The sequence below is a fragment of the Levilactobacillus suantsaii genome (assembly GCF_004115745.1).
Classification (GTDB): domain Bacteria; phylum Bacillota; class Bacilli; order Lactobacillales; family Lactobacillaceae; genus Levilactobacillus; species Levilactobacillus suantsaii.
Map to the genome: position 1 here is coordinate 1 of NZ_QXIL01000018.1, position 19,527 is coordinate 19,527.

Below are 19,527 nucleotides of genomic sequence, written 5' to 3' on the forward strand. Positions count from 1 at the left end.
TGATAAAGTAGATGTACTCAAAGTAATCACTCCCTATATTGGTTGGAATTAGCTACTACCATTGTAAGTGATTGCTTTGGGCTTTTTAATTTCTGTTCGGATTAATTATAGAATTTGCCATTTCAATACATCCATTTTACAATACCCCACCCACTTTCGCACATCTGGTGACGTAATCCTCAAAATTTAGAGGTTTTAGTTTCTAACAATTAAGATTTTGCGTTAAGATGAAAGGTGTGGTAGTTTGTCGTGGGTAACGGCAAACTCGTTTTTGGATTTACAGCAAAGAAACGGTCGCCTCCCGGGGGAATTTTTCGTCGGGCGGCGTTGTGTCCCTTAACGTCCACTTAGCTTTATTGGGTGGGGGTCTGCCCCACCGTGTTGTTACTCATCGCGTTACCCGGACGTTAACGGAACCACCGTTTACTGGACATGGAGGTTTTTCAGTTGAACAACCAAGAACCAAAATCACGCGTACAACGGTATAATTTTAACGACGTCCACCAGCCGCCGCGGCGGCACCGCCAACAACGGCGCTGGTGGCCCTGGTTGATGACTTTGCTCACGCTGGCCATCGCGGTGTTGTTAGTCCTGGCCATCAACACACACCAGTCCTCATCGTCGCGGACCGCAACGGCTTCGAGTGCCGACGCGTCCTTAGCGGCCAAATCGTCCTCGACCTCGCAACAGTCGGCCTACGACCAATTTGAGACCAAGTACAAACGCTACCTATCAAACGGCACGTTGACCTTGACTCAGAAGCAGAAGCTCCAGGAGAGCATCAACAACGAAGATAACAGCGCGGTCCAAAGTCGGGAACAAAAGCTCCTGAACCAGGCCGAGGTCAAACGCTCGTCGAGTTCGAGCAATGCGGCAAAGTCGAGCGCCAACTCGACGCAAAAGGCCCAACAGAGCCAAAATGCCAGTTCGTTCGACACGCCCCACACCTTCTCGTCGGTCGCCGACGCCCAAAACTGGGCCCAGGCGTCCAAGAGTCAGTGGTTACAGGCCGGCTACTCGACCTACACCATCACGTCCGATGGGCAAGGCAATTATAATTTACAATTTGTTCGCTGATTTGAGTGTGCACCCCAGTACTAGGGGTGCGCGCAACAAAAACAGGCTGACCGGGAATTCATCTTCCTGGTCAGCCTGTTTTTGTTATCGATTTAGGACTGGTTAGTGCGTCACAACGGTCGACTGGAAAAACGCTGGGACGAACGCTTCGTAGAAGTCGATGGCCTGCAAGTACGCGGCCAAACTGATGTACTCGTCCGGTTGGTGGGAGGTGTTGCTACCCGGGCCAATTTCGATGCTGGTGAAGTCGCCCTTGCCCCGCAAGAATTCCGCGCCGTCGTTAGCGCCCCCGGAGCCCACGATTTGCGTGTCGTGGCCGCAGACCTGGTCACTGATCTGCTTGGCCAATTGGACCAGCGGGGCCTGCGGATCACCGGGGATGGCCTCCTCGGGAAAACTGTAGGTCAGCTCAAGGTCGACGCCCGGTTCCTGGTTGAGCTTGGCCACTAGTCCTTCGAGTTCATCATATAACATTTGGTTGGGATACGCCGGAATCGTCCGCATGTTAGCCATCAATTCGGCGTGGGCCGGAATAGAATTGACCTGCTCACCGCCGGAAATCAAATCAACGTTGTGCAACAACCCGCCCAAGACCGGGTCAACCTGGGTATGTTGGGCCATCATGGGCCCCACAGCGTTGTAAAACTTCATGAGATTGGTAATCGCGTTGACACCGAGCTCCGGACTGGCGCTGTGGACGCCCTTGCCGGTGGAGACCACCTTGTAGTCGATAACGCCCCGCGCGGTGTAGACTACCTGGTCCAGCCCACTGGGTTCGGCAATGACCAGCCCTGCGAGGTGATCAGCGTATCCGGCATCGGTCAGTTGCGCGGCACCATATTCACCGGTCTCTTCACCCACCGTAGCCAACAAACGCACGCCCCCGGCCAGTGGTTGGTGCTGTTCTAAGGCTTCGAGCATGGCGATGGTGATGGCGGCTAAGCCACTCTTCATGTCCGAAGCTCCCCGGCCAAAGAGCTGGTCCCCCACAATTTCACCGCCAAACGGCGCGTGGTGCCAGGCGGTTTCATCGCCCGGCGCCACCACGTCCATGTGCCCGGCTAACCCCAGCAGCGGACCAGTGGGGTCGCCGATGGTCACCACCAGATTGTCCCGGCCAGGTGCATAGGTCAAACGTTCGACCTTGGCCTGCGGGTACGGGGCAAAGAGACTGGCCAGGTAATCCGCCACTTCTGCTTCGTGGGCGTTAACGGACGGAATCTGAATCAATTGTTGCAGAATTTCAATTTTTTGCGCTGGGGTCATGGCACATCAAGTCCTTTCAATTAAAAAATGATTAAACCTAGCTTACGATCTTTTAATCAAGAATCAAGCCTATTTTAATAAATTATACGGATTTATTTTTATATATGGATTTTTATACATTGATTTGCATAATGTTCTTAGTCGAGGTTCCTGGGATCCTGCGGTATAATGAAAGCAGTTTAGGACTCATTTTAGGAGGGATTTCATGCGTATTTTTGTACCAACTGACAACGGCTACCTGGCCGACGACTATAGTAAGCATGCCACCAAGGAGGACATGAACGGGCACAACCCCGTTAAGTCATTTCCCATTAGTCTGAGTAAACTCCCCAAGAAGACCCAGACCTTGGCGTTGAACCTCATCGACTTCGACGCTGTCCCGGTCTCCGGCTTCCCGTGGATTCACTGGGTCGCTGCCAACTTCCCTGGTACCACCCGGGAGATCACGGCCGACGTGTCCCGGACCAACGCGATTCCTCACGTTCACGGTCGCAACAGTAACGCCGGCTCATTAATCGGCAACACCGACCCGGCCATTTACCAAAACTACACCGGCCCGGTGCCACCGGACAAGGACCACGACTACAGTCTGACGGTCTACGCGCTGGACACTAAGTTGGACCTGGAAGACGGCTTCTGGTTGAACGACTTGTTGCACCAGATCAACGGTCACGTGCTCGACACCGCAACGATCACGTTGCGCGGTCGGGTCTAAGCGGAGGCTGTCATGTCAGCAAATTACCAAAACATTCTGGTCCCGGTCGACGGGTCCGTGCAAGCCGAACTGGCGTTGAAAAAGGCGGTGCTGGTGGCCCAACGTAACGACAACGCCCACATCGACTTGCTCAACGTGTTGCGCATCACCCACGGCTTATCCTCACGGGAATCCATGCCAGGGAGCGTCATCCACGAGTTGGCCCAAGACGCCACGGCGTATTTACAGTCACTAGTCGACACCACCGCGGCGGCCACCGGCTTTCACGCGATTTCACCGCACGTGCGCTTCGGTAACCCCAAGACCGTTATCGCCCACGAGTTCGTCAAGGACCACCATAACGACCTCATCATGATGGGTGCCACCGGCCTCAGCGCCGTGGCCCGGATGGTCGAAGGCTCGGTCACGGCCTACGTTAGTCGGACGGCTTCGATTGACGTCTTCGTGGTGCGGACCGACCTGGACCGCCGCCCCATCGATATCCCGGCGGTCAGTGAGAAGAATCAGCAACAACCGAAATTTTAAAGACCTGAATTATTGGTCTAGTAATTCAAAACGGACTGTCACACTCGTCAAAGCGAGAATGTGGCAGTCCGTTTCTATAGTCAGACAACTAATATTTAATTATTTTGCCAAACCTTGATATCGTGATAATTAATCTCAGTTAAGTCATTCAGCGTAGCTTCCGTCTGTGGATCAACGTCAGCCATCTTACCGCCATCACGTAACCGCTTAATTTCGGCATTAACCACCTTGGACGTCTTCCGAGTGACCTTAAACTTCATGGCCCCGATCAACGCAATCACAATCAAGAGTCCGACAACGATACTGATAATGCCAACAATCATTAACTTGGCACTTTCAGGTTCGCCGACCGACCCAGAGCTTGACTTCACAAAACCAGAAGCATCCAGCATCAATCCAACGACAATCGTTCCCAAAGCAATGGACGTCTGCATGATGAACATCATGACAGAAGCAAAGACCCCTGACCGATTTTCACCAGTCACAACCGTATCAATATCGGGAATAAACGGAAAGACGTTCCATGGAATAAACCAGAGAATGTATTGCCCAATATTGTAGAAGAAGCAAATCACACTCAACCAAACGATAATGTGCGCTGGCCGGTTAAAGGCAACAAAGGCCGTCGCAGCACACGCGCCAATAATCGGCACGTAAGCGTACATGTAAAGGGCTCGAGGCGTAATTTTGGTAATTGCCCAACCGGCAATAATCGTGATTGGAATTGAGACTAAACTAAACATACTCAGGTAAGCCGCCGTAGCGGAAGATAAGCCAATGACATCAACAATGTAATAGGCAAAGACCGTGCCCCAAACAGAAGCGGCCAGATAAGAAGCCCCAAAAATCAACAGGTGAATCCGGTAAGCTTTAATTTTGAACGTTGAGACATAGCTTTTAACCGCTGACTTCAAAAGAACCCAGACGCTCCGCTTTTGACCATTGCTGTGTGATTCTTCGACCGCTGCTTCTTCCTTGGTCACAAAGTGTTCCCAAGTACTAAAGTAAGTGACTAAAATCAAGACGAAAGCGCCAACGGAGAAGATGGCTTGCGCAGTCATGTATGGGACTGGACTGGTTTTAGGCCACATCTTGAACATCTGTGCAATCACCCACTGAATAAGGGGCGCAAACGCACCGGCGAAGACCATCCGGGACGTGGACAACTTGGTCCGTTCGTTGTAATCTTTGGTCATTTCGTTCGACAGCGTATCGTACGGAATTTCCAAGAATGACAGCATCATATTCGTGATCAAGTACGTTGCTAGATAGTAGATATAATTCATGTTGGGAACCCATTGAATAATAGCAATTAACGCCGCTGGGGCTGCCAACAAGAGGAAGAAGTGCCGCCGACCAAATCGTCGACCGAACTTTAATTTATAGAATTTATCTGAAATATTTCCGGCAAGTAAAGTGGTGAAGGCATCGACGACCCGGCCAATCGCAAAGATTGAAGCCCCTTCGACCGCACTCAACCCACAAAATGTCGTGTAGAAGAACAGCAGCCACGTCACAACCATACCTTGCATCGCTTGACTATACGATGAAAAAACACCAAAGCCAATCGACCGCCAAAATCCAATTTTCTTTTTTGCTCGATAGATACGCTTGGAACGGTACTCGTCCCAACCATCGTGGAGCACTTTCTGATCCGTCATGTTTCTGACCTCCTATCGCTTTATTTAAATTCACAATATTTCAAGGCAAAGTACAGGCCCCAATCCTGATCGTTTGCCCAGGGATCGAGTTGATGAGCGGCTTGACCGTTTACTTTTAGTGGGTAGATCATGGCACACGAGGCACTCCCATCTTCCCCAAAGAGTGACAACGGGGCTCGTAAAGACTTGTGCGCTAAAGGCTCATAACTGGCCTCAACCACTTGTTGAGCGTGAGCAAATGCCAATCCGGATAACGCGGTCCAATAATGCGGGAACGTGTCGTCTAACATCCGATTCTTACCAAACCAATAGCCATCCCAATGGCGCAAAGCTACTTCGTTCAAGTGATAATCGGGTTGCAACCCTTCAAACTGGGCCAACGATTGTAACTGAACCTTAGCGGCCGCTAGGTACTTTTCTTCCCCCGTCAAGTGATACATATCGACAACGTACAACGCCGCCGGGCCAACAATTGCTTGCTCATAGGACACTTCTGATTCTGGATAGTTAACGCCATTTTTTACAATGTAATCAACGTTTTGTCGATAACAGTCGAGTAGCTGATCAGCTTGCTCTTTGCGCCCTGCTTGGCGAAAAAGCCGCATCGATTCTGCCATTGGAATGCCAATAGCATAAAACTCAACTCCCCCAATCTGGTAGAAGTGCATCATCACGCGGTAGCACCACTCCAGATACTTTTGGTCATTTTCCAATTGGAACATTTCCAGAAATAATTGTGCGACCCATGGATAGTTGTACAACCGGGGGTCATCATTATTTCGCGGCGCATCGTTATAGACTGTGCCCGTCTCAACATCAACTAAATTAGTCGTGACGTAGTTAATATAGGCCAACAAACTTTTATATAATTTTTTATCGGGGATATGCCGGAGATAATACGCCATCAAAACCCCCATGCCGACCCGTTCACGGCCGCCATTATGATCATTCACGTGGATGTAATACTGTTGGTGCTCATCATTGTCGTAAATCAAGTAAGCACCGTTAAGTACGCTTTCGGGATTCAAACATTGTTGTTTTTCAGCAATGAAATGTACCCGCCGACTGGCCAGTTCAACTAACGGTAACGTCCGGAAGAACAGTGCATGGGTATGCTGCTCGTGCCAATCAATGACCACGAGATTTTCACCATTAACCCCCGCCGGGAGAGTTACCACGGCCGTAGCCGTTGCTTGGTCCCAATCAGTGGCGACCAAATGATGTTGCCACCAAACTTGTGGTCCTACCGTTGACGTCGTTCCCCCACCCACGTGAATTCTGAACGTTAGTGGTTGGTTGCCCGTCACTACAAAATCATCGGCTGTCACATCGATGTAATCTGGTGTTCGTTGCAAAACCTCCTTGAACTGTTTTTTTCCGTTAAACCAGAAGAGTTTCCAACTTAGCGTATAGGATTCTCCTGGTTGTAATTTAAAGTTTTCGGGGTGCAGTCTAATCACACCACGGGTATTGCTAACTTCTTCTTCCCGACCCGAAAAGTCATAACTACGTTGAATGCTGTAGCCTTTCAAACTCCCTTGTTGCAGAAGCAGTCCTAAGTGCGGGGCTTGGCCTCCTTGACGTAATGCCATGAGGTAACTGCAGGTTTCCCCGCACCAGATATGAGTATTGCTACATTGCGTTAAGCCAACACTGGCTTTAGTGTAGTAATCCGGTAACGGGACATCGATGCCCACATCCGTGTCGAGAGTGTCCATCTTTAGTTGAATTCGTAAAAACATAGGTTTCTGTCAAACTTTCGTCAGTCAATTGACGGCTAACAGTTACGTTGAGGTCCACTGTTGTGTGCACCTTTCCCCAAATTTCGTGGGCTTTTACCCAATTCATGTGGTATTGATCCTGGCGGTTGAGAAGCCCAACCACCTGATTTTGCGCATCCGTCTTAACCTGGAAAGTTACCGATTGGCCCGTTATTTCCGTATTTTTTATCTCCAAATGTATCACCTTATTTGTCTAATAAGAATTTACTTATATAAATGTGTAAAAACCTGATGTTAACGCCATTTCGCTAGCGACCTTTTATTTCTGAAGCTGTGATAATTAACTATCAATTGAATTGTAACCCCTTTCACAAATGATTATAATGTCCATAAACGGTCAATTAATAACCTTTTTTATCTTACCCAGAAAAGAGGCATCGCAGATGTACTATCTTTTTTCACACCAAAAACCTGTTATTTTTACGATTGGCGGTAAATTCATCAGTTCTTCTTCGTGGGCCCACGAGAAAAAACGCTTCAGCGATTACGAACTCATTATTTGCCTTAAGGGAGCGGTCTATCTTCAAATCAATCATCAAAAGTATACTGTGCTTCCGGACGAAGTCTTATTAGTTCCCTACCCATCTGAAGTCCAGGGCTATCAAAAAAGTGATAGTGTGATTTTCTTTTGGTTGCATTTTGCAGCTAACGACAGACACACTTTCCTAACCAAACGCTATTCTGACACTCAGCTCAGCGAAATTGCCCAGAATGGCTTATCCGACTACTTCATTCTTCCCGATAAGTTTAAATTACTGGACACCCAGGAAATTTCCGTCCTGGTTTATCAACTCTTAGATAGTCATACCCATGACACCTTTTACTTTGAAGAAAGCAACTATTTGATGACCTACTTACTTTTAAAAATCAGTAGTCAATTTCTCCAGGGAATTCGAACGCAACATACATCCAATATCTATTACACTCGCATGATGCACATTAAAAGTTGGGTTCGATCTCACATGTCTGTCCGTCTAACCGTTACCGACATTGCCCATAACTTCGGTCTCACTCCGCAGTATCTCTCGCGTTTTTTCAAGCAAAATCAAGGACAAACATTAATCGAATATATTAACCAGCAAAAAATAAAAGTTGCCTGCGAACTCCTTTTGCGAACAACTCTTTCCGTGAAACAAATTTCGAACTTCGCCTACTTCAAAAATGAAAAACAATTTTTTCTACAGTTTCGTAAATTAACTGGCACCACACCACTCCACTACCGCCAAATTCACGGGCCCATTCATACTAATAATCCTTATGTTGACCCTGAGTTACCAGTCCCCAAAAAAGCTCTGCTACGGCTAGAACGAGAAGCCAAAGAAAAACACTAATTTCAACTTTTTCCATCTCCTAAAAATCTTCACAAATCCCGCATAGTTTACACTAAACTTTTCGTCATAATAAGACTATGTTAATAAACAATCTAATCTTTTTATAGAGTAACGGAGGATCCTAATCATGACGAGAAAAGAGATGACGCACTTTAACCTGACAACTGAACACGGCTTGACCGCACAAGAAGTCCAAGCCAGCCGGCAAACCGCCGGGACAAACGAACTGGTGGCGGCGAAGAAGCCCGCTTTATGGCGGCAAATTGCCCACCATTTAAACGACGTGTCCTCGCTGGTCCTGCTGTTTGCGGTCGGACTGGCCAGCTACATGGCCCTATTCCAAGGTGGTGGCTGGACCAAGTCCATCGTGATTGGGGCCATCCTGGTGATCAACGTGGCCATTGGTCTCTACCAGAAAGCCTCGGCCGAAAAAGCCCTAGCAGCGCTACAGTCCATGAGCCTACCAACCACCACGGTTCGCCGGGACGGCGTGGCCCAAAGTATCGCGGCTAAAGACGTGGTCCCGGGTGACCTGGTATTGCTGAAGGCCGGTGACCAGATTCCCGCCGACGGGGTGGTGCTCGAAAGCACGAACTTGACCGTCGACGAAGCCGTTCTAACCGGGGAAAGCGTCCCCGTCGCCAAACACTCCCTGACCACCCTAACCGCTATCGTCGACGAGCAACACGTCTACTCCGGCACGGCCGTGACCGCCGGAACCGCCATCGTGCAAATCGTGACTACCGGAATGGCCACGGAACTCGGCCAAATCGCGGGCCTGTTGAATAAGACTAAGAAACGCGCGACGCCCTTACAAGGCCGCTTGAACCGCCTGTCCGGTTGGCTGACCAGTTTCGCCGTTTTAGGCGGCCTGGTGATCTTTGCCCTGAGTATCTGGATGCAAAATCAAGGCATCGCCGACAGCCTAATGATCGGGATCTCCCTGGCCGTGGCGGCCGTGCCCGAAACTCTGCCAATTATCGTAACCATCAGTCTGGCCCACGGGGTCAAGCGGATGGCTCACCGTAACGCTATCATGCGCCGGGTCAACGCGGTCGAAACCATCGGCGGCGTCGACGTTATCGCCTCGGACAAGACCGGGACGTTGACACAAAACAAGATGACCATCACCCGCTACTGGACGCCCAAGTCCAAAACCAGTTTTGCCGCCGATGACCTGACACCGGCGGGTAAAGACCTGATGCGCTACCTGGGGCTAGCGACCAACGCCGAAATCAAGACGGTGGCCGGCCAAGAAGAGACCCACGGTGACCCTACGGAATTGGCCATCGTGCGCTGGCTAGCCAGCCACGACCGCAGCCGGGCCAAGTTTGAGCGCCTGGCGCCGCGGGTAGCCGAAGACCCCTTCGACTCCACTAAGAAAACCATGGCCACGGTCCACCACCTAGCCGACGGGCAACAACTGGTCATCGTTAAAGGGGCCTTTGACCGCCTGCCGATTAACTGGACGCCCGCTCAACGGGCCGCGGCCACGCAAGTCCACGATGAGTTCGGCCAGCAAGCCTTACGGGTCCTGTCGGTCGGCTACAAGCTGATGCCGCAAACCACCAGTGTTGACTGGGCAGAACTGACGCAGGATCTGACCTTTGCCGGACTGGTCGGCATCATCGACCCACCGCGGCCGGAAGTCATCCCCGCCATCCAAGAGGCCAAACGGGCCGGCATCAAGCCGGTGATGATCACCGGAGACCACATGGTGACCGCCGCGGCCATCGCCGAAGAAATCGGCATCCTGACGCCCGACCAACGAGTCCTCTCGGGAACGGAACTCCAGACCATGAGTGACACCGACTTAGCCGACCAGATTCACGACATCGCGGTCTACGCTCCGGTCTCCCCGAGTGACAAGATTCGCATCGTCCAGGCTTGGCAGGCGGCCGGCAAGACCGTGGCCATGACCGGTGATGGGGTCAACGACGCCCCGGCCCTAAAGGCCGCCGACGTCGGGATTGCCATGGGGATTACCGGGACCGAGGTTTCCAAGGGCGCCGCGGACATGATTTTGACTGACGACAACTTTGCCACGATTATCGCGGCGGTCCGTGAAGGCCGGACGGTCTACCAAAACATTTTGAAGGCCGTCGAGTTCTTGGTCGGGGTCAACTTCGCCCAAATCTTCCTGATGGTCGGTGCCGTCTTGATGGGCTGGGGCGCCCCGCTGCTGGCGGAACAGCTCCTGTTGATCAACGTGCTCGCCGACGGGATTCCTGGCTTCTACATTAGCCGTGAACCTGGCGAGAAAGCCGCTATGGCCCAGCCACCGGTGGAAAACGACGAAAGCCTCTTCGCCCGCGGTTTGGGTGGTCGGTTAGCCTTACGGGCGGCCACGTTTACCGTCTTGACGCTCGGCATCTACGCGATTGGTCGTTTCGGCCTCAGCAACGGGCAAGCCACCATCGGCACGACCATGGTCTTCCTGGTGCTGGCCGTCGGGTCGATGGTCGACATCTACGCCATCAAGGACCGCCAACCGCTGTCGCTGGCCAGTCTCAAACGCAACCCGGTCCTGAATTGGGCGATGCTGCTAGCCGTGGGCGTGGTCCTCGTGGTGGCTACGGTTCCCGGACTCCAACACCTCTTTGGCCTAGTTAACTTGCCACTGAGCGCTTGGGCCCTGGTCATCCCCGCGATGCTCATCCCCACGCTGGTGCTCGAACTGGCCAAGCGCTGGACGCGCCGCAACCGGGAAACGGCTGTCGATCTCGCCTGGGGCGACGACTAACCACTTCATTTAACGCTCTACGCAAAAATGGCGTCCCCGCACTGGGGACGCCATTTTCATATTTATACTCATGATAACTCGGCATGCCTATAAGTACCGCCTGAGCACCAAGAAAGTTATTGGGGTTCTGACTGAAAATCCCCACAAGAATCCTCGTCAATCAATAATTTTAACTTAATTTTGCGTGGTGACATGAGCAGTCTTGGCATCGTGCTTCCGCCGTAAAGTGGCTTCGATCTCTTCCAGAGAACGATTCCGGGTTTCGAAGACCATTTTGTGGACGAACCAGATGGACAAGAAGCACAAAACACCGTAACCAATAAACAGACTTCCAGTTCCGAAGAAGTCCAATAGCGAGGGGAAGGTCAAAGAAACGACCATGTTTGCCGACCAATTGATTACACTAGCAAAGGAATTCCCTAACCCCCGAATATTCAGCGGGAAGACTTCCCCAATCATAACCCACATCACAGGTCCCCAAGTCGCGGAGAAGAACGCAATGTAGATAGTCAGGGCAATCACACAAATAACGGCGGCAGCAAAGGAATCCCCAGAGAATTTCATCGCGAAACTCATAATGAACAAGGAAATTCCCATACCAATCGCACCAATATTCAGCATCTTTTTCCGGTCGATCTTATCCATGATGGCCACGGCCACCGCCGTGACGATCACGTTAAAGATTCCAATTCCGATATGAGCAATCAGCGCCGCGGAGACCCCAAACCCCACATCGGTAAAAATAGTCGGCGCGTAGTACAGCACCGTATTACACCCCATGACTTGTTGGAAAATGGCCAATCCCAAGCCAATAATCAAGGATGGTCGCACCATCGGCCCAAAGAGTTCGGACCAACCGCCACTCTTAATCTTGGCCTGTTCATGAATCTGTTCTAGCTCCTGGTTCACGGCCGCCGTATCGTGTTGGTTCATGGTATCCAACACGTCTCGTGCCTGTTCGCCCCGACCCGTTTTTACCAAGTACCGTGGACTTTCAGGCAGAACCAGCCCGCCCAAGAACAACAACGCCGCGGGTACCGCGGCCAATCCTAACATCCAGCGCCAGCCGGTATACATACCCGAGAACGTGTAATTGATGACATAGGCCAGAAAGATCCCGGTCATCACCATCAGTTGAAATAAACTTGATACAGTCCCCCGCTTGCTGGCAGGAGCCAATTCAGCTAAGTACGTTGGAATCAACGCTGAGGCGGCCCCAACGGCCATCCCCAAGATGATTCGAGAAATAATCAGCGTCCAAAATTCTGGCGAAAAGGCTGAGCCAATCGCCCCAACAAAGAAAATAATCGCAGAAAACAGTAGTAGCTTACGTCGTCCATAACGATCAGATGATGGGCCAATGATAGCAGCCCCTAAAATGGCTCCCAGCAGGACCGCACTAACGACCCAACCTTGTTGCCAAGACCCCAAATTCATTTGCCGTTGAATAAACAAAATGGCCCCAGAAATAACTCCGGTATCATATCCGAAGAGGAGGCCGCCAAGTGCGCCAAAGAAGTAGACAAACCCTGTCGAAACCTGTCGCATAGTTTTAGCTCCTTAGTAAGTTGTGCCCGTGATTTCCCAGTCAAATGTAAGTTGGTGACTGTCGCATTTAGTGTTGGTTGGCTCACGCGACCAACCTTAGAGATAATATACCACACCCTTCACTTCTTTGAAAGAGTTTTCTAAAATTAATTATGAATAATCGTTCACTACTCGTGATTATCAGGATTATCCAATTAAATTCGAATTACTCAAAACAAGATAAACTTAAGATATTTACCACCAATACGGGCAAACAGTTGGAAAAAATCAACGTCCGCAATTGATGAGCAATCAATCGTGGACGCTAATTTAACCAGTTGTGCCTGGCTTATAAATCGTCAAAACGGCCCAAATTTCTCCACCGATTTGCCAACCTATTTTCAAAACAATGCTTATTTCATATTTTCACGTCGGAAGTCCAGCAACTCCGCACTAATCTGCTTAGTCTGACCGTAGACTTGCTTGTAAATATCGTGGAGTTTCTTGTACTTCTTGACGTTTTCCGGAATCGGCCGGTACTCCTTACCGAAGTGCACAAAGGTCTTCGCACAGTCCTGCAGAGAATCGAACCATCCCAGGCCAGTGGCCGCCATCATGGCCGCTCCCATGCCGGGGCCCTGTTCATTCTTCAGACTGACGACCTTTCGGTTAAAGATATCGGCTTGAATCTGGAGCCACAACGGGCTTTTGGCCCCACCACCGATGGAAACCACCGTGTCGAAGTCGCCCCCGTTTTCCTCATAAATGTCAAAGAGGTCCCGAAACGAGAAGATGATGCCTTCCAGTACCGCCCGCACAAAGTCATGGCGCTGATGGATCCCGTCGATCCCGGTAAAGCTCCCGCGGATATTCGCATCGGCGTACGGTGCCCGTTCACCCACGATATACGGGGTATAGAGCAAGCCGTTGGCCCCGACCGTCGATTTTTCGGCGCTGGCAACCACGTCGTTGAAGTCCTCCGCCGGCGCGAAAGTCTTCTTGAACCAGCTCAGCGAGTACCCCGCAGCCAAGGTCACGCCCATCGAATAGAACTTATCCGGAATGGCGTGGTCTTCGAACTGCAGGACCCCGTGGTAGTTGACGTCAGCATTGTCTTCATACTTCAAGACCACGCCCGACGTGCCGATACTAGACATGACCATGTTGGGCTGTAAAATGCCCGCCCCTACGGCACCGGCCGCGTTGTCGGCAGCACCGCCAAAGACTTTGGTGGCCGTGGTCAAACCGGAAAATTCGGCGTAGGCCGGCGTGACCGTCCCCGCAAAGTCGATTGACTTAATCAACGGTGGGCACATGCTCATCGGAATGTCAAAGACGTCACAGATGCGTTGACTCCACTGGCCCTTGGCCACGTCCAACAGCACCGTCCCGGTCGCATCGGAGTAATCCATCGCAAGGTTGCCGGTCATCCGGTAACGGACGTAATCCTTGGGTAAGACGAAGTACTTCGCCTTTTTCCAGATGTCGGGTTCATTTTCCTTAACCCACAAGAGCTTGGTCAGGGTGAACCCTTCCAACGGTTGGTTGCGGGTGATGTCGATAAATTCGTCACCCATTTTGTCCATGATTTCTTGGCGTTGCGGCGTGGTCCGGGTATCGTTCCAGAGAATCGCCGGGCGCAAGATCTTCTTGTCCTCATCCAGTAAGACCAGCCCGTGCATTTGGCCCGAGAAACTGACCCCTTCGATGTCTTCGGCGGCCAGGTGATCCGTTAAAATCAACCGGACGATGGCCACGGTCGTCCCGGAGACCCAGTCTTCGGGGTTCTGTTCGTTATAGCCGGGGCGCTTCTGAATCAGGTCGTAACCGAAGCTTTCTTGGGCGACGATTTGACCACTGTGGTCCAGTGCGGAGACCTTGACGGCGCTAGTGCCGAGGTCCACCCCAAGTACATACTTTCCCATAATTGCTCCTCCAATCAGTCTTTGTCGCTGTCATTACGTTCAGTGTACCCCACCGGCCCCTCGTACGGGTCAACGCCCTGAGGGGTGGGGCTCAAAAATGGTGGACGGACTCCCGTCCGTCCACCATTTTAAGTGCTACTGTCGCGCGCATTAAGGCTTATTTGCTTAACGTGTCGATGATGTAGTGGTTGATTGTGTCTTTGATTTCTTCCAAGTGGTCGGAGTGCGTTGCGGCAATCAATTCAGATTGTGGCTTGTCAATGACGTACTTTTCCAAGGACTTGAAGTCAGCCTTACCACTTTCGATATCTGCACCGATACCGGAATCGTAAGAGCTGTAACGGTTCTTGACGATGTTATCCAAGAAGCCGTCCTTCTTCATCGCCAAGGCAACCCGCAGACCAGCCGCAAAGCTGTCCATGCCGACGATATGGCCGTAGAACAGGTCATTTGGTTCGAAGGATGAACGCCGAGGCTTGGCATCGAAGTTCAAGCCACCGCGAGGGCCGATGGAGCCGTTTTCAACGACTTCGGTCATGGCAGCAACCGTTTCGTACAAGTTGGATGGGTATTCATCGATATCCCAGCCGATCAACTTGTCCCCTTGGTTTGCATCCAGGGAGCCTAACAGACCCGCGTCACGCGCAACGCGAATTTCGTGTTGGTAAGTGTGACCCGCTAAGTTGGCGTGGTTGCCTTCCAAGTTCAACTTGAAGTCTTTGTCCAAATCGTATTCCTTCATGAAGGCGATCGTGGTTGCGGCGTCGAAGTCGTATTGGTGCGTCGTTGGTTCCTTTGGCTTTGGTTCCAACAGCATTTGGGCGTCGAAGCCAATTTCGTTAGCGTAATCCTTCGCCATGTGGAAGAACTTCGCAGCGTGTTCTTGTTCTTCCTTCATGTTGGTGTTCCATAAGGATTCATACCCTTCACGGCCACCCCAGAAGACGTAGTTCTCAGAACCAACGCGCTTCCCGATTTCCAGACTGTGCTTCAATTGAGCGGCACAGTATGCGAAGATGTCCGCGTATGGCGAGGTTGAAGCCCCTTCAACGAACCGGGGGTTAGTGAACATGTTCGAGGTGTTCCACAAAACCTTCATGCCACTGGTCTTTTGGTATTCCACAATCTTATCAACGACTTTGTCCAGGTTCTTGTTGGTTTCACGTAACGTGTCCCCTTCTGGCGCTAAGTCCCGGTCGTGGAAGCAAAGGTAGTCCACACCTAATTTGTCATAAAATTCAAATGCGGCGTCTACCTTGGCTAATGCCAAATCCATTGGATCGGAGTACTTGTCATATGGCCGTTGGGCGGTCCCATCACCAAATGGGTCCACTAGGCGTTGGTCAAAGGTGTGCCAGTAAGCCACGGCGAACCGTAACCAATCGCGCATCTTCTTTCCACCAATGACTTCGTCCGGATTGTAGTATTGAAAGCCTAAACCTGATTTTTTATCTTGATGGCCGACATATTGAATCTTGTCGACGCCTTTCCAGTATTCTTCTGCCATAATTAATAAAACCCTCCTAGTTAGTTCGTTGCGACAACCAACTTACAAGTCTTATTATACAGTGGTTTGGGGTTAATGCAAGCGTTTTCGGAAAATTAATCTGGATTTTTGCCACCGCTTCCAATGTTTGTTTGCCAATAGCCATACGCGCCGTTAGTCTGTCGTGATTTTAGCTGGCTAACTAAAAAAACGGGTCCACCAAGGTTAGTCCTGGCAGACCCGTCGTGTTAATTAAAATTTTTCTGGAATGCGTTCAAATTTCAAAGCGTACCCGTTCAACCCCAAGACTTGATGGGTGATGACCGAACAGCCGCCCAAAACCGTGGCTAACCGCGCATTGGTAGTCAGTTCAATTGGGAAGTCCTGGTGCGCCAACCGGCGGTACCCCGCCCGAATCTGTTCGAGCAGTTCCGGCAACTCTTCGATCAACGGCGAGTTGATGAAGAAGGCGTCCGGGTCCAGCGTGCGCATCGTGTTGTACAACAAACTACTGATGGCAATCGTGAAACGCTGGAGGATCACCGCGAGGTCCGTATCGTGCTGGCGATACAACCGCACAATGTCCTCGCGACCCAAATCATGCAGGCCCTTTTGTTCCTCAACCTGGTGGATGATGGCATCTTCGGAACTGATGTCCTCAGCACGGACCGGCGTGGCCTGACCTTCGCCATCGATTTCTAGGCGGGTCACCGTTTGACCGATTTCACCGGCATCCCCGTGTTCACCACGGAACAGACTGCGGTGCAAAATAATGCCGGCCCCAATCCCCCGGTGGATACTGATGGTCACCGTACTGTTCAACTCGCGGGCGCCGTTGAAGTCTCGTTCGTAAATGGCAGATAGGTTGGCTTCATTCTCCAACACCACCGGTACATGATACGCCGTGGAAAAGATTTTGACTAAATCAACGTCCTCCATGTTAATAAACGGTGACGTCTGAATCTGATTATCGCAGATGATGCCGTGAATGGAGAAGCAGATGCCTAGTAAGCCGTGGGCCGATTCGTCTTCGGCCTGCACGTTACCGATATACTTCTTGATCTGGGTGACCATCTCATGAATCGATTGGTCCCGCGTTTGAACGCGGTCGTACTTCCAGACCTTGCCATTCAACGTCGTGGCCAGCGCATGCAGGTGTCGATAGCCCAAATCAAAGGTCAGCGTGTACCCGTAATCTTGGTTGATGGCCACTAGCGTCGGTTTGCACCCGCCGGCCGTCGACGCATCGCCGTAACCCAGTTCCTTTAAGTAGCCTTTCGCCATCAAGGTGTTATATAAGGAAGAAACGGTCGATTTGTTCAAGTGCAGTCGGTGGGAGATTTCAATCCGCGACGTTGGGTGATTGTTAAAAACTTGTTGCAAGACAAACTTCAGATTTTGATCGTGTAGCTGATTACGTGTCATACTTCGCTGGACCATTTTACGTCCCCCCATACCTTCAAGATTAGTGGTTAGACCCAATTATAATGATTTAGTCCCCCAACTAACCACGCCAACTGTCTACTTTAGTCCTCCAACAGAACCCCCGTTAAACTAAGCAGCGGTTCTAGTTTGGCGAACCAACTAACCTCAGTATGTGGCAAGACCGTGGATAAATCAACTGCTTTACCTCAACTTGACTAAAAAAATGTAAGTGAAGGGATTTCGGCCTGCAACGACCTATTTTTGGTATGTTCGGTTACATAAGAAAGTGCTTTAATTATCATTACTTTTTTATCAATTTTGTTGCCCAGGTACGAGCAGCTGATTATCGAGCCTCACCTTTGATGTTTGACCCGTAGCGGGGCCCGTTTGCCCCGGCGCCAATGTCGGGGACCAAACCAGCGCGCCAGTGCGTGATGCTGTGGCTTGGCTTGAGTAGACGCGACTGGAGTGGCGACAGGTGTGGCCGGCGCCATTGGGGGGCGGTGCGGCGCCGTGACGGTTACCGGATGATTCTGCAACCGTTGGACCGTCTGCATCACGGTGTGGACCGTTTGGGCATCCCACAGGGCGTTATGGGCGTTGGGCGTGGCGATGTTCAAGAGTCCTGCTATCCCGCTGAGCGGTAACGTATAACTCGCCTTTCCACGCCCCTTGTTGGCGTGGTTAATCACCTGGTTCACATACGCTTCCCCGTCAAATAGGCGAATCGGCTGCCTCAAGAGTGCGAGTTCGTCTTTCGTCAATTGGGGTTCACAACGCTTTACTAAACTACGTAAGACTTTATAGTCGTTGTGATAATCCCAGGCCATCAACGGTAAGCCGGGGGCTAGGACCTGGGCAATGAAGGCCCGCACCACGGCTAGCGGCTGGGCCTGTTGCTGGTAGGCCGCCAGGGTCAAGCCGGTAGCGGCCAGACCTTGAAGTTTTTGTTCCGGACTGAATTCGGGTTGGTCGACGTACCGGTTGAAGTAAATGGGTAACTGCCGTGTCCCCGCGTAGCCAATGGCGCTGAGCTGAAACAACCCAAAATTCACCCCATCGATCGTCGTCAGTTGCCACTCGATTTGCTTGCCCTGGTGCTGAACGGCGTAAAACGAGCCAAACTCACAGTCCACGGCAATATAGCGTTGAGGGATCGTTTTAAGGAGGCGAATGTTGCCCAACGGTGTGGCTGGTTGGGCGCCCTTTGACCGGGAGAAGTCGTAACCCTGTTCCGACAGGTAAGTCCACTGGGCTTGCGACGTGGTAAAAGTCTGGTAGACCACGACCTTATTGGGGTTCAAGACCAGTTGGTGACCATTGGCGAAGCCGACCACATAATGCTGATCATTGCGCGAAATCTGGGTCACCTTCCCCATTCGCACGTGTTCCGGCGCCCGAATGATGACTTCCGCTGACTCTACCCGATAAGCCGGCGCACCCACTACGTAGAGGTTCCGCGATTGGTCCGGTCCCTTTTTCTCCAACACCGCCAATTGATCTGCCATGTTTGTCCTGCTCCCTTTCAATTGTTTGCCTTTAGCCTACCATAATTTTTGTAAAAAGCAAACGTTTGTTCGCGTCGCTTGAACGAAAAACAACTCCCACCCGTTACCGGAAAAGAAACATTTCCAGTTCAGTTTTCAATTGCGCTTGAGTTGCCATGGAGATTGGTCCAACGCCAGGATATTGCCTAGACTGTCGATCACCATGTCGGGGTGGATAGCCTGGGGGTGGCGATCACAAAGTTGGCCAGCGTCGAATTTTGTGTGGTATTAGTGACCTCATTTCTAGGGTCCTTCGGCGCACATCCTGTTCCCGAGTGGCCTTCAGGCGTTTAGTCATCGACTCCTAAATAGCCTTCGACGAAGTCCTGGTCGACCTTCAGACTGTCCCCAGCCGCGACACTACCATTCCTGATAAAGGCATGAAGTGGTCCCCTTTTCACCGACCAGCTCGTTGCCAGCACTACTTTATCATTTACAGTACAAACTTTAATCAGGACTCTGTCGTTTCACTTCCATTAGTTTCACGGATTGACTAGCGAGTCAGCCATTTTACTGGT

13 protein-coding genes are annotated in these 19,527 nt (G+C 51.2%); 5 read left to right on the forward strand and 8 right to left on the reverse strand.

The genetic code is table 11. The features are described from left to right. Positions 1–447 precede the first annotated feature (447 nt). A complete protein-coding gene (locus DXH47_RS08440; protein WP_129032911.1) occupies positions 448–1,077 on the forward strand; it encodes a hypothetical protein in 630 nt (209 codons plus the stop codon). Positions 1,078–1,179: 102 nt separating this feature from the next. Here DXH47_RS08440 and DXH47_RS08445 read toward each other — a convergent pair whose 3' ends face one another. After that, positions 1,180–2,343 carry an ArgE/DapE family deacylase gene (locus DXH47_RS08445; RefSeq protein WP_129032912.1) on the reverse strand — a complete coding sequence of 388 codons (1,164 nt, stop codon included), beginning with the start codon at positions 2,341–2,343 and terminating at the stop codon, positions 1,180–1,182. 205 nt (positions 2,344–2,548) lie between these two features. Here DXH47_RS08445 and DXH47_RS08450 point away from each other — a divergent pair, with 205 nt between their 5' ends. Then, the gene (locus DXH47_RS08450; protein WP_129032913.1) at positions 2,549–3,058 is read left to right on the forward strand and encodes a YbhB/YbcL family Raf kinase inhibitor-like protein; all 510 of its coding nucleotides are present in this window, start codon (positions 2,549–2,551) and stop codon (positions 3,056–3,058) included. Positions 3,059–3,070: 12 nt separating this feature from the next. Then, the gene (locus tag DXH47_RS08455) at positions 3,071–3,583 is read left to right on the forward strand and encodes a universal stress protein (protein WP_129032914.1); all 513 of its coding nucleotides are present in this window, start codon (positions 3,071–3,073) and stop codon (positions 3,581–3,583) included. A gap of 95 nt (positions 3,584–3,678) precedes the next feature. On the opposite strand, the gene DXH47_RS08460 is transcribed toward DXH47_RS08455, so the two are convergent. Next, positions 3,679–5,244: an MFS transporter gene (locus DXH47_RS08460; RefSeq protein WP_129032915.1), complete on the reverse strand. Its 1,566-nt coding sequence runs from the start codon at positions 5,242–5,244 to the stop codon at positions 3,679–3,681. 20 nt (positions 5,245–5,264) lie between these two features. After that, on the reverse strand, positions 5,265–6,986 hold the full coding sequence (locus DXH47_RS08465) for a hypothetical protein (RefSeq protein ID WP_129032916.1): 1,722 nt from the start codon (positions 6,984–6,986) through the stop codon (positions 5,265–5,267). Between the two features lie 422 nt (positions 6,987–7,408). Between DXH47_RS08465 and DXH47_RS08470 the strand changes: the two genes are divergently transcribed. Both DXH47_RS08470 and DXH47_RS08475 read left to right on the forward strand, forming a co-directional pair. After that, positions 7,409–8,356 (forward strand): AraC family transcriptional regulator, encoded by a 948-nt coding sequence (locus DXH47_RS08470; RefSeq protein WP_170954989.1) that lies wholly within the window; start codon positions 7,409–7,411, stop codon positions 8,354–8,356. Positions 8,357–8,483: 127 nt separating this feature from the next. Beyond that, a complete protein-coding gene (locus tag DXH47_RS08475; RefSeq protein ID WP_129032918.1) occupies positions 8,484–11,099 on the forward strand; it encodes a cation-translocating P-type ATPase in 2,616 nt (871 codons plus the stop codon). A gap of 174 nt (positions 11,100–11,273) precedes the next feature. On the opposite strand, the gene DXH47_RS08480 is transcribed toward DXH47_RS08475, so the two are convergent. The 5 genes from DXH47_RS08480 to DXH47_RS08500 form a co-directional block, all read right to left on the reverse strand. Next, positions 11,274–12,647 carry a sugar porter family MFS transporter gene (locus tag DXH47_RS08480; RefSeq protein ID WP_129032919.1) on the reverse strand — a complete coding sequence of 458 codons (1,374 nt, stop codon included), beginning with the start codon at positions 12,645–12,647 and terminating at the stop codon, positions 11,274–11,276. Positions 12,648–13,039: 392 nt separating this feature from the next. After that, positions 13,040–14,551 (reverse strand): xylulokinase, encoded by a 1,512-nt coding sequence (gene xylB, locus DXH47_RS08485; protein WP_129032920.1) that lies wholly within the window; start codon positions 14,549–14,551, stop codon positions 13,040–13,042. 157 nt (positions 14,552–14,708) lie between these two features. After that, positions 14,709–16,058 carry a xylose isomerase gene (xylA, locus tag DXH47_RS08490; RefSeq protein ID WP_129032921.1) on the reverse strand — a complete coding sequence of 450 codons (1,350 nt, stop codon included), beginning with the start codon at positions 16,056–16,058 and terminating at the stop codon, positions 14,709–14,711. 231 nt (positions 16,059–16,289) lie between these two features. Further along, positions 16,290–17,477 carry an ROK family protein gene (locus DXH47_RS08495; protein WP_129032922.1) on the reverse strand — a complete coding sequence of 396 codons (1,188 nt, stop codon included), beginning with the start codon at positions 17,475–17,477 and terminating at the stop codon, positions 16,290–16,292. A gap of 338 nt (positions 17,478–17,815) precedes the next feature. Beyond that, the gene (locus tag DXH47_RS08500) at positions 17,816–18,970 is read right to left on the reverse strand and encodes a hypothetical protein (protein WP_129032923.1); all 1,155 of its coding nucleotides are present in this window, start codon (positions 18,968–18,970) and stop codon (positions 17,816–17,818) included. Between the last annotated feature and the right edge of the window lie 557 nt (positions 18,971–19,527).

Bases quoted from the DNA above. Each gene is read 5' to 3' on its own strand.
- xylA (WP_129032921.1), bottom strand. From the start codon at position 16,058: ATGGCAGAAGAATACTGGAAAGGCGTCGACAAGATTCAATATGTCGGC.
- xylB (WP_129032920.1), bottom strand. From the start codon at position 14,551: ATGGGAAAGTATGTACTTGGGGTGGACCTCGGCACTAGCGCCGTCAAG.
- DXH47_RS08455 (WP_129032914.1), top strand. From the start codon at position 3,071: ATGTCAGCAAATTACCAAAACATTCTGGTCCCGGTCGACGGGTCCGTG.
- DXH47_RS08500 (WP_129032923.1), bottom strand. From the start codon at position 18,970: ATGGCAGATCAATTGGCGGTGTTGGAGAAAAAGGGACCGGACCAATCG.
- DXH47_RS08475 (WP_129032918.1), top strand. From the start codon at position 8,484: ATGACGAGAAAAGAGATGACGCACTTTAACCTGACAACTGAACACGGC.
- DXH47_RS08460 (WP_129032915.1), bottom strand. From the start codon at position 5,244: ATGACGGATCAGAAAGTGCTCCACGATGGTTGGGACGAGTACCGTTCC.
- DXH47_RS08450 (WP_129032913.1), top strand. From the start codon at position 2,549: ATGCGTATTTTTGTACCAACTGACAACGGCTACCTGGCCGACGACTAT.
- DXH47_RS08495 (WP_129032922.1), bottom strand. From the start codon at position 17,477: ATGGTCCAGCGAAGTATGACACGTAATCAGCTACACGATCAAAATCTG.
- DXH47_RS08445 (WP_129032912.1), bottom strand. From the start codon at position 2,343: ATGACCCCAGCGCAAAAAATTGAAATTCTGCAACAATTGATTCAGATT.
- DXH47_RS08465 (WP_129032916.1), bottom strand. From the start codon at position 6,986: ATGTTTTTACGAATTCAACTAAAGATGGACACTCTCGACACGGATGTG.
- DXH47_RS08470 (WP_170954989.1), top strand. From the start codon at position 7,409: ATGTACTATCTTTTTTCACACCAAAAACCTGTTATTTTTACGATTGGC.
- DXH47_RS08480 (WP_129032919.1), bottom strand. From the start codon at position 12,647: ATGCGACAGGTTTCGACAGGGTTTGTCTACTTCTTTGGCGCACTTGGC.